Here is a 10,828-nt window from a genome sequence, read left to right as displayed (position 1 = left end):
ACCAGTTATTTAGTCTATCATCTTAAATGACTTCACTGATCACACCCCTTCTTTTTTACATTAAACTTTTCTCTTTTTCAATTTTACAGCAAGAAACATATTTTATTTTATTATGACAACACTCTTCAAAAAACCAAATAACTACCAGAGACCATTTCATCAAGAGTGTCCCATGCAACTTTCAAACGATAATAACCATATTAAAAGCAGGAAAATAACTCCCACCTATCGAAAACACCAAAAAAAATCAAGAGCCAATAGTTATTTAACACTCATATTAATCACAACAGTTACAGTAAGCCTTCAAGTTACTGCAGAAATGGAAATCAATAATACTTATCAGCTGATACACGATCACTTATCAAGAATCCACTCAGTAGATAAGTACAAGAATGCAATGAACTCTCGTAACCAGAAACAGGAGTTACCTGAAATCATCCTGTCTCCGGGAGAAAGACGAAGTATTCTTTTGCAAAATTTTTCCCGAACTCATAAAACAGGCAATGAGATAATCACCCATCATGCAGTTAAAGACCTGCATATTCTCAGTGGAACAATACAAAATCCCGGGCATAGCCTTCTCAGTAGTTTAGGCTCCCCGATGACAGTCACTGGTGAAATAATGCTGGCAAACCTGCTGATATCTCCCATTACGGATATAGAGGTCCTTCAAAAACGCCAGAGAGCGCTTAAATACCTAATAGAACACCCTAAAGTCATCTTTCAGATAGAGGAACAACTTATCCGTTATGCAGCGGATGAGGATGGACTCATAGCCCTGCTCGACCCTTCTGATGCAGTGAACAGCCCCCATTTTGATGAGATTGATTACCAGACATACATCCCGGGGCTCACCTCAGATGCATCATACGAAGAAATTGCCCGCCGATTAAACGACACTATTAGCGTTATGAGTGCATTAAATGTTCCTATTGGTCTTATCGGATCCACCCTCCTTGGAAAATTTGACTCACAATACGGATTTATTCAGGGGCTTCTCAATTCAGCAATAAACCTGCCATCAAATATGAACATGGTCATTTCCGAAATGCACCATCACTTTCAGGGACTTCCACCACCAGCCAAAATTTTCACTCTCGGAAGCTTCGTTGTTCTGCAAATGATAGCTATTTATCAATCATACCGACTCTTTCAGGATAACCGGGCCGCCTACACGTTTGTAATGGAGCGTAGCCGCAGGCCCGGAAGAGCGCTGGAAAGTGCGAGGGAACTAAAACGACTGGCTCAGTATCACCCCGTTCTCGAAGATATTCTGAACCATTACAGCGGCTTCCTGAAATTTCGAAATTCCACCCAGATTCAGGAAATAGTAACACTGCTAAAAGATGCTCCTGAGAAAGCACCCGACGTACTCTCCTATCTATCAACCAACATGGGACGCTATAAAAGAAGCCTTATGCTGCTTCGCCGAAACCATATACCATTGATCAGGATTATGCAGGCCACTGGTGAAATTGATGCCTGGCTGACCATCGCAAAGTTACTGAGGTCATCTTATTACCGGGAAAATAATCCATTATGCTTTGCACAGTATGAAGTATCAGAGCAACCGAATATTGAGATCCAGGGCTTCTGGAACCCTCTGCTACACCCTTCCATTGCTATTTCCAATGACCTTGCAGCCAGCCAGTCTATACCACCGGCTAATATCATAATCACAGGCCCAAACGCAGCGGGAAAGTCGAATGCCATGGGCGCTGTAGCTCTTAACGTCACGATGGCGCAGACAATGGGAATTTCTCCTGCTGAATCTTTTAAGCTAACACCATTTTCCTTTATCCATACCCATACCGTCATTGAACCGGAAATGATTACTGGCGTTTCCAGTTTCAGCGCAGAATCAAAACGAGCGATCCAACTACTGCAGAAATTACGCACATTGAAGACTGGTCAGTTCAGCATTGCCTTTCTGGATGAAATTTTCAGCAATACCAGCCCCAAAGAAGGAGAGATCGGTGCACTGGCCTACATAAAAGCGATTGGAGATTTACCCGAAACGATTAGCATTTCTTCTACTCACTACGCCAGGCTGACATCACTGGCTGACCAGTTCCCGGATAAGTTCCAAAATCTTCATGTAAGCGCCGACATTAACAGTGAAGGCCGCCTGCACTATGATTATGTCCTGAAACCAGGCTTCTCAACACAGAACGTTGCATTTCATATTCTCAAAGAAGAGGGAATTGAGGAGGATTTTCTTGATATTCTTCAAGATCTTCTTGACGCTCCAGAGGATGCTCCCCCCTCATATAGCCTAATGCCTCTGCTTTCTGGGCCAGACCAGACTGAACCGAGCACCTCCCAGAGGGCTGTGACTAACCAACGCTCGACCCCCATGCCAGTACATAATACGCCTGACTATTGAGAGCCCCAGACCATAGCCTCCTGATTTCCGTGTTCTACTGTCATCCAGCCTGGAAAAGGCAGAAAACACCCTTTCCCACTGCTCTTCTGGAATCCCCGCCCCATCATCATCCACATCAATGCGACAGGTATCCTGAGTGGATGAAAATCGCACCTGAACTTTACTGTCCGCATACCGGCAGGCATTACCTACCAAGTTCTGTATAGCCCGATGAATATATCGACGATCAATTTCTACAAATCGCCTGGGGTTTAATACATTGCAGGGAATATGCTCTATCTCAACCCGATTCTGTAATCTGAGATGTTCGCCAACAACCTGTGCCACCACTTTATCAACATCATGACGTTTCAAACTAATGGTCGGAGCTCCCTGCTCCAGGTTGGCATAGGTCAGAAACTCATCAACCAGATGGTCCAACTCCTGGATATCCTGATCCATCCCCTCTAGCTGGGCTTCCCGTTCCTCTTGTGTTCTCGCATCAGCAATCAGATCCAGACCAAAGCGTAATCTTGCAACAGGAGTCCTTAATTCATGGGACACGCCACGAATCATTTCTTTCTGCAGACTAAGCAGACGTTGAATATGGTCAGCCATGGCATTGAATGCCATAGCGAGGCGACCAATCGAATCAGCCCCCCCAACATTAACTCGCACCTCAAAGTCACCTCGACTAAAGCGTGTCGCCGCTCTTTCCAGTTTTCGCAGCCGCTTCTCCATTCCCCTGACCAGGATATAGATGGCAAGACTCAGAGAAATCAAGACGAAAAGTCCCAGAGTCAAGATCAGTTTAAAAGGATAAGGGTTAAGTAATTTCAATGGACCAAGATGGAGTATCTGATCACCGTCCCTCATCTGAGCATAGAGCTGGAGCGATTCATCTCTTATGTTCAATACGGTAACAATGCCGCCCTGCTGCAACTGGCTGTTTTGCAAGGGCGTTAAAGAGGTACCAGAATATTGGACAATGGACACAGGAAAACTCAGCGACTCACCAGACCTCTGAGCCAGCATCGTCACTCGCTCATCTGGAGAATAAGGGGCAAGCAGGTGTCTGAGAAAAACAACGGTACCACTCGCCATTTGTTCTGATATCTCAGCCACACGTCCCTGCAATAACCACCGCTCATCAATTAAAGACGTAATAACCGCTGCCTTCTCGGTCAGCATCTGGACATCAATCCCCCCATGGGAGAGCAGCTCTATTTCTTTAGGCGTGAAGTCTGATCGCTCCAAGGGCAGCATTGAAAAAGGAATCGACAGTTTATGCCCCCACTCTCCCAGCCACTTCTGTCGCTGATCCTCTGGCATTGATGCCAGTACTTCAGATACAAGGCGGAAGGTACCTCGAGCCATATCTTCTCTGTACTCAGCCATTCGAACACCATTAACAATAGTGACAACGATGCCAGAAAGAACTGAGACCAGAACCAGAGAAAACAGTAGGCCGCCATAGATTCGAAGAAAAATACTACTCATGACGTTATGCCAGCAGCCTACTCACTTTTCACAAATAAATAACCTTTACTACGCACCGTCTTGATCAGACGTGGATGCATTGGGTCATCGCCAATCTTGGGGCGAATTCGTGAAACCCTGACATCAATGGAACGGTCCTGACCGTCGTATTCAATCCCTCTCAACTGAGCAAAGATTTCTTCTCTGCTCAACACCCGGCCTGCATTCGAGCAAAGCAGCCAGAGCAGATCAAACTCAGCGCTGGTGAGGTCGACACTCTTGTCATCCAACCAGGCCTCCCGCATGGAGTTATCTACTACCAGAGCGCCAAAGCGAAGGCTATTCTTCACTTCCGGCTCGTCTTCTACTGGTGCAGGGCCTCTTCTTAGCAGGGCTCGTATACGGGCAAGCAATACTCTTGGGCGAACCGGCTTGGCAACATAATCATCCGCTCCCATTTCCAGCCCCAGCACTTCATCAAGGTCATCGGTCCTCGCGGTCAACATCAGTATCTGACCATGATACTGGCTTCGCACCCGTCGACAGATGGAAACCCCATCTTCTCCCGGCAACATCAAATCCAGTACCACCAGATCGGGGCGCTCACTCAAAATACGCTCAACTGCCTTACCACCATCACCTTCAACAGATACATGAAGGCCATTATTTTCAAGATACTCACGGGTCAAGGTCGCCAGACGCTCATCATCCTCAACAATCAGGATGCGACCCGTTTCTGCATTATCCAAAGCCATTGTTTTACACCCCAGGGTTAAAGAGACGAAGTACTTAAGCCAGTGCTGTAAATTCAAAGCGGCAAAAATCTGGCACTTCGCAGGCAATCTAATCTCGTATGGGTCGTAGATGTTACACTACCGACGTTCGAACGTCCTCCCCGTAACGGGAGCAGGCCCAAACATTTCTTAGTCAACGCCCGAAATTCATATTATTCATTATTTTTTTTTATCAGAATCGGACTCAGAATATTTTTTTATTTTGAGAAAATCCCAGCTTGATCTTGCAAATTTTTCCTTCTGTCTGAAAAAGTTACCCGGGAGTTAGCAGACACCAACACTGGAAGAAATCCACAACTTATCCACAACATCCCCCCAGATTAATCGGCTTGAATTTCTCCCAACTGCGCATTATCTTGTGTATATAAACGGTCGCTACACAATATATGGTACCCCTCGCTGCTGAGTAACACATTGTCTGAGGACGACGACATGTCGAAAATGCCTCAGACAACATTCAAGTAAGACAGCGGATTTGCTGTTGGCAGCAGCACAAAAAGGAAGAGCGGACGGTGATCAGGGAAGAGTGCTCATACAGGTTTTCAGCTGCACGGCCTTGCGGTCTTCACACTGAAGCCTGTCTCGCGAAGAACAGCGGGGATCTGATTCATCAGGTATTTCCCGGCATTATCCCGGACAGACTCATATTCATCACGACCACTGCAGTGCAAAGTGGGTGGCTACAAAGCAGTGATGGGTAGTAGACGTTGTGGTTGTATTGACAGCACGCGAAGTAAATACCGCCAGCTGACAGACCAATCGAATCATGGAGCGTGCTGCAATATCATTGATAGCCACGCTTTCATCATAGAGAGTTTTCATTGAATACACAGGTAAGGGCTGAATGAACAAAAACATCCTGGTCACCAAGCGTGACGGAGACAAGGAACAGCTGGATCTTGAGAAGATCCATAAAGTGATTACCTGGGCCGCTGAAGGCCTGGATAACGTCTCCGTTTCCGAAGTAGAACTAAAGTCTCACATACAGTTCTACGATGGCATCAAGACCACGGATATCCATGAAACGCTGATCAAATCCGCTGCAGACCTGATTTCAGCCCAGGCTCCGGACTATCAGTATCTGGCTGCCCGTCTGGCGATCTTCCACCTGCGTAAAAAGGCCTACGGCCAGTTTGAACCGCCCAGGCTGTTTAGCCATGTGATCAAACTGGTGGAGATGAAGAAGTATGATCAGCACCTTCTGACGGACTACAGTGAAGCTGAATTTGACCAGATGGAAAGCTTCATCGATCACAGTCGTGACATGAACTTCAGCTATGCAGCGGTCAAGCAACTTGAGGGCAAATACCTGGTACAGAACCGGGTAACCGGCGAGTACTATGAAAGCCCGCAAATTTTATACATGCTTATTGGTGCCTGTCTCTTTGCTGAATACCCGAAAGAAACTCGCCTGGACTTCATTGAGCGTTTCTATAATGCGGTGTCCACATTCAGACTGTCCCTGCCAACCCCAATTATGTCCGGTGTACGCACACCTACACGTCAGTTCAGCTCTTGCGTGTTGATTGAATGCGGAGACTCACTGGACTCCATTAATGCCACTTCCAGCGCTATCGTCAAATACGTCAGTCAACGCGCAGGCATTGGTATCAACGCAGGCAGTATTCGCGCCCTTGGCAGCCCAATCCGAGGAGGAGAAGCATTCCATACCGGCTGCATCCCTTTCTACAAACACTTCCAGACTGCAGTTAAGTCTTGCTCTCAAGGCGGGGTCCGCGGTGGTGCAGCCACCCTCTTCTACCCGATCTGGCATCTTGAAGTTGAAAACCTGCTGGTTCTGAAAAATAACCGGGGGGTTGATGATAACCGCGTTCGACACCTGGACTATGGTGTTCAGTTTAACAAGCTGATGTACCAGCGCCTGATCGAAGGCGGCAACATCACGCTCTTTTCTCCCAGCGATGTGCCAGGACTTTATGATGCATTCTTTGCCGACCAGGAAGAGTTTGAAAGACTTTATAAGCAATATGAGCAGGACAGCAGCATCCGTAAAACAACGCTGAAGGCGATTGAACTCTTTTCACTGTTCGCTTCCGAACGGGCCAGCACCGGACGGATCTACCTGCAAAACGTCGATCACTGTAATACCCACAGCCCATTTGACCCTGCAGTAGCGCCGGTTCGCCAGAGTAACCTGTGCCTGGAAATTGCCCTGCCAACCAAGCCTCTGACCCATATCCATGATGAAGAGGGTGAGATAGCCCTTTGCACGCTGGCTGCATTCAATCTGGGAGCCCTGAAGGACCTGAATGAACTGGAAGAGTTGTCTGAACTGATTGTGCGTGCGCTCGACAGCCTGCTGGACTACCAGGATTACCCGGTTCCTGCTGCTTACAACTCAACCATGGGCCGTCGCCCCCTGGGTGTTGGTGTCATCAACTTCGCCAATTACCTGGCCAAAAACAACGTACGGTATTCTGATGGTTCTGCCAACGGTCTGACCCACCGCACCTTTGAGGCCATTCAATACTACCTGTTGAAAGCGTCAAACAAGCTGGCCAGAGAGAAAGGAACCTGCTCCAAGTTCGACGAGACCACGTATGCCAAGGGTATCTTGCCTATCGACACCTACAAGCGTGATCTCGATACAGTTTGTGAAGAGTCCCTGCACCTTGACTGGGAAGGCCTGCGTGGGGAGATCAAGTCTTTTGGCCTGCGCAACTCAACATTGACCGCCTTGATGCCATCTGAGACTTCATCCCAGATCAGTAATGCCACCAATGGTATTGAACCACCCAGGGGCTTTGTCAGCGTTAAAGCCAGTAAAGATGGCATTCTAAAACAGGTTGTTCCTGATTTTGCCGAACTCCAGGATCGGTATGAACTACTCTGGAACATCCCGAATAATGACGGATATCTGCAGCTGGTTGCCATCATGCAGAAATTTGTCGACCAGACGATTTCAGCCAACACCAACTACGACCCTGGCCTCTTTGAAGGCGGCAAAGTACCAATGAAGCTGCTGCTGAAGGATCTGCTGACCGCATACAAACTGGGCGTAAAAACACTGTATTACCACAATACCCGTGATGGTGCCGCTGATGCTCAAAACGATATGGATGATGGCTGTGCAGGGGGCGCCTGCAAAATCTGATAAACATCCCCACTCTTGACTTGTAGAGTGCCGGAAATGTTGATCAAAGCGAACAGCAACAATGCCTGTAGCGTAAATGCTTATAGATAAAAAACGCTGTTCGCTTCACTCTTGCCCGGGCTGAAAAGCCGGCCAGAAAACCATGCGCGGAAACCACTGAATTGGGGCAAATCAAACAATGACATACACCACATTTAACCAGGAACACTTCAATGCCACTAAGGAGCCCATGTTCTTTGGCCGTAATGTCAATGTATCCCGTTATGACGTCCAGAAATACCCTATCTTTGAGAAGCTGATAGAGAAACAGCTCTCCTTTTTCTGGCGCCCTGAGGAGGTCGACCTATCGACTGACCGTCGCGATTTTGCTGCGCTTCCTGACCATGAAAGGCACATCTTTCTCAGTAATCTGAAATACCAGACCCTTCTGGACTCAGTGCAGGGACGCTCACCTAACGTTGCCCTGTTACCCATTGTTTCCCTGCCGGAACTGGAAACCTGGATTGAAACCTGGGCCTTCAGTGAAACCATTCACTCCCGCTCCTACACCCATATTATCCGTAATATTGTTACCGAGCCGGCCCGTATTTTCGACGATATCGTGACGAATGAAGCTATTACCAAGCGCGCCAAGGATATCACCCGTTATTATGACGCCCTGATCGAAGGCGTCAGCCTCTACCACCAGCTTGGCGAAGGCAAGCATACAGTCAATGGCGAAGAAGTTAACATCAGTATTACTGACCTGAAACGTAAACTCTACCTGACCGTTGTCTCCGTGAACGTACTGGAAGCGATCCGTTTTTACGTCAGCTTTGCCTGCAGCTTTGCCTTTGCAGAGCGCTCCACCATGGAAGGAAATGCCAAAATCATCAAATTGATCGCCCGGGATGAAGCTCTCCACCTCACTGGTACCCAGCATATTCTGCAACTGATGGCTGACGGCAAAGATGATCCGGAAATGGCAGTGATTGCCCGTGAGCTGAAAGACCAGGCCAGACAGATCTTTATTGATGCGGCAGAACAGGAAAAAGACTGGGCAGACTACCTGTTCCGTGATGGCTCCATGATTGGACTGAACCGGGACATCCTTGGCCAGTACGTTGAATACATCACCAACCAGCGAATGGTTGCCGTCGGCTTTGAACCGGCGTTTGCCATCAAACAAAATCCTCTGCCCTGGATGAACAGCTGGCTTAACAGCGACAACGTTCAGGTTGCCCCTCAAGAAGTGGAGGTCAGTTCCTATCTGGTTGGGCAAATTGACAGTGAAGTACAGTCCGAGGACTTCAGTAATTTTTCGTTATAAGTTCTTCGTTTAAGAATATTGTAAGCAGTTTCAATAGAAAACGTCCCATAGCCAGTCCTGTTTCAGGACTGGCTAATACAGGCGAAATACCATGGCTCATATTGTTAAAATTCTTGAGGGTTTCAGCTTTATTCCCCGTAAAGAGCTGACACTTCTGGAAGCCCTTGAGCAGGAGAAAGTCGAGGTTGAATATCAATGCCGTGAGGGGTTTTGTGGAAGCTGTCAGGTAACCCTTATTGATGGAGAAGTCTCCTATACAACTGACCCCATTGCTTTCATCCCAGAGGGAAGAGTACTGGCATGCTGCTGCCAGCTCAAAAGCGATGTAACTATTGAGATCCCGGGCGGGTGCAAACTGAAGAAAAGCAACTTATAGCCTGTTACTTCCCTCCTTCAATGAACAAAGCACTTTGCTTTAACCTCCACACATTTAAATTTGAACGTAAGCCTCTTTTTCTGGTCATAAATATCAACTTCTAGTCTTGGATATTGGTCGGGAAAGCGCATGCATCATAAGTCTCCTCTTCTATTAATTACTGCTCCCATACTGTTATACAGCATTAGCTTATTCTCCATTGCAGGCACTGACCCACAGGAGGCTGGGATAATTGCAGAATTGACTCTCCCCCAAGAGCAAGTGCAAGCCGATTCAGGCATTGAGCCCAGCGATGCCCCTGAGCCCCAGGAAAACGATCAACAGCAGACATACAAAAGAAAAACCGTAGATTACAGGGCCACTCCTGAATTGCTATTGGAACGTTACCCATATGCTTTGATGAGCTATTTATCCGAAATCGATGCAATCCTGACATCCGAGAGTCCAGAAAAGCAAATATTTGCTATTTTCAGAATCTCTTACCTGGGCTCAAGACATTTTCAATTCGTGGAAGACCCAGAAGCCATTCCCGAGAAATGGCGGCCCCATTTTATGGCCACCCGAGAGCAACCCCAAACATCCGGCAAGGCCGGCCACCAGATAGTAGTTCAAATCACTATCCCAAACTCGAATATAAGGATCAGAGTATTTAAACAGACTGTAGATGAAGACTCCTCATCTGAAGCCCACGCAGAAAGCAGAATCGTTCTTGCGCTTTCCGGTGAAAAATCCAATGAAGCTCTACAGTGCCTTGTTACGCAACCAAGGCCCACTAAAACCGTCAGCTCTGCCTGCTCTCTTGCTGTAAAGCACCTTCAGGATATTACCGATCTGGCGGACTCCCTTAAAAGCATGTATCCAAACCATTCATTGGAAATAACCGGGTATTCCTTCAGTGGCGCTCTTGCACAAGCAGCCATGTCAGCATCCGAGTCCATTGATCAAGCTTACATTTTCAACAGCTACGGTATTCACCCAAGTTGGCTGGAAGGCGTGTCCGAAAACAAGCTGGCCAGAATTCATCATTCCTATGTTGAGGGCAGCCTTCTTCATGGACAGGACTATAACCTGCTCAGCAGATATTCCAGATGGAAGCTGCCCCCGAACAAGGTTGTTGTTGCTGGTATGAAGATACCATCCAGTGGACTTGAATCGCATATACGACATATTTACAAGCTGAACCATTATGATAGCTGGCTCGATGCCCTTTATAACTATGTAACAAGCATCTGGATTTTACACTCAAAAGAGTCTGTTCTAAGGGCGTTTGAGGCACATTTAAAGCTTGATTTGCCCTGGTAATTAACCCGCGCCACAGGCAAGTACATTAGCTGCTTGCCACTGGCTTATCTCCTGACTACCTGCTCCGAGTCTATTTACCGCCTTACTA

At 47.3% G+C, this 10,828-nt stretch carries 8 protein-coding genes; 5 read left to right on the top strand and 3 right to left on the bottom strand.

What is annotated here, in order from left to right; all coding sequences use genetic code 11:
- The first annotated feature begins 319 nt into the window (after window positions 1-319).
- A complete protein-coding gene (locus AK963_RS08070; protein WP_066014939.1) occupies window positions 320-2,386 on the top strand; it encodes a MutS-related protein in 2,067 nt (688 codons plus the stop codon).
- Here AK963_RS08070 and AK963_RS31310 read toward each other — a convergent pair.
- The 3 genes from AK963_RS31310 to AK963_RS33155 form a co-directional block, all read right to left on the bottom strand.
- Window positions 2,276-3,865, bottom strand: coding sequence for an ATP-binding protein (locus tag AK963_RS31310; RefSeq protein ID WP_083232535.1), 1,590 nt, complete (start codon window positions 3,863-3,865; stop codon window positions 2,276-2,278). The two genes, AK963_RS08070 and AK963_RS31310, sit on opposite strands and share 111 nt — an antisense overlap.
- Window positions 3,866-3,882: 17 nt before the next feature.
- Window positions 3,883-4,599, bottom strand: a complete 717-nt coding sequence (locus tag AK963_RS08055) for a winged helix-turn-helix domain-containing protein (protein WP_066014936.1) — start codon at window positions 4,597-4,599, stop codon at window positions 3,883-3,885.
- Between the two features lie 690 nt (window positions 4,600-5,289).
- Window positions 5,290-5,460, bottom strand: coding sequence for a hypothetical protein (locus tag AK963_RS33155; protein ID WP_175404471.1), 171 nt, complete (start codon window positions 5,458-5,460; stop codon window positions 5,290-5,292).
- A 22-nt stretch (window positions 5,461-5,482) separates the two neighbouring features.
- Here AK963_RS33155 and nrdA point away from each other — a divergent pair, with 22 nt between their 5' ends.
- From nrdA to AK963_RS08035, 4 genes are all read left to right on the top strand, one after another.
- Complete coding sequence (nrdA, locus tag AK963_RS08050; protein WP_066014935.1) at window positions 5,483-7,753, top strand: class 1a ribonucleoside-diphosphate reductase subunit alpha; 2,271 nt, start codon at window positions 5,483-5,485, stop codon at window positions 7,751-7,753.
- A 178-nt stretch (window positions 7,754-7,931) separates the two neighbouring features.
- The gene (gene nrdB / locus AK963_RS08045; protein WP_066014934.1) at window positions 7,932-9,062 is read left to right on the top strand and encodes a class Ia ribonucleoside-diphosphate reductase subunit beta; all 1,131 of its coding nucleotides are present in this window, start codon (window positions 7,932-7,934) and stop codon (window positions 9,060-9,062) included.
- A gap of 91 nt (window positions 9,063-9,153) precedes the next feature.
- A complete protein-coding gene (gene yfaE / locus AK963_RS08040) occupies window positions 9,154-9,438 on the top strand; it encodes a class I ribonucleotide reductase maintenance protein YfaE (RefSeq protein ID WP_066014933.1) in 285 nt (94 codons plus the stop codon).
- A gap of 129 nt (window positions 9,439-9,567) precedes the next feature.
- Window positions 9,568-10,740, top strand: a complete 1,173-nt coding sequence (locus AK963_RS08035) for a hypothetical protein (protein ID WP_066014932.1) — start codon at window positions 9,568-9,570, stop codon at window positions 10,738-10,740.
- The last annotated feature ends 88 nt before the right edge of the window (window positions 10,741-10,828 follow it).

It is taken from the genome of Endozoicomonas atrinae (assembly GCF_001647025.1).
In the GTDB taxonomy this organism is placed as follows: domain Bacteria; phylum Pseudomonadota; class Gammaproteobacteria; order Pseudomonadales; family Endozoicomonadaceae; genus Endozoicomonas; species Endozoicomonas atrinae.
Note: the sequence above shows the minus strand (reverse complement) of the source record. Positions and strands in the feature narration are given on the sequence as shown.

Coding starts and splice junctions, on each gene's coding strand:
- nrdB (WP_066014934.1), top strand. CDS start 7,932: ATGACATACACCACATTTAACCAGGAACACTTCAATGCCACTAAGGAG.
- AK963_RS33155 (WP_175404471.1), bottom strand. CDS start 5,460: ATGAAAACTCTCTATGATGAAAGCGTGGCTATCAATGATATTGCAGCA.
- AK963_RS31310 (WP_083232535.1), bottom strand. CDS start 3,865: ATGAGTAGTATTTTTCTTCGAATCTATGGCGGCCTACTGTTTTCTCTG.
- AK963_RS08070 (WP_066014939.1), top strand. CDS start 320: ATGGAAATCAATAATACTTATCAGCTGATACACGATCACTTATCAAGA.
- AK963_RS08055 (WP_066014936.1), bottom strand. CDS start 4,599: ATGGCTTTGGATAATGCAGAAACGGGTCGCATCCTGATTGTTGAGGAT.
- AK963_RS08035 (WP_066014932.1), top strand. CDS start 9,568: ATGCATCATAAGTCTCCTCTTCTATTAATTACTGCTCCCATACTGTTA.
- yfaE (WP_066014933.1), top strand. CDS start 9,154: ATGGCTCATATTGTTAAAATTCTTGAGGGTTTCAGCTTTATTCCCCGT.
- nrdA (WP_066014935.1), top strand. CDS start 5,483: ATGAACAAAAACATCCTGGTCACCAAGCGTGACGGAGACAAGGAACAG.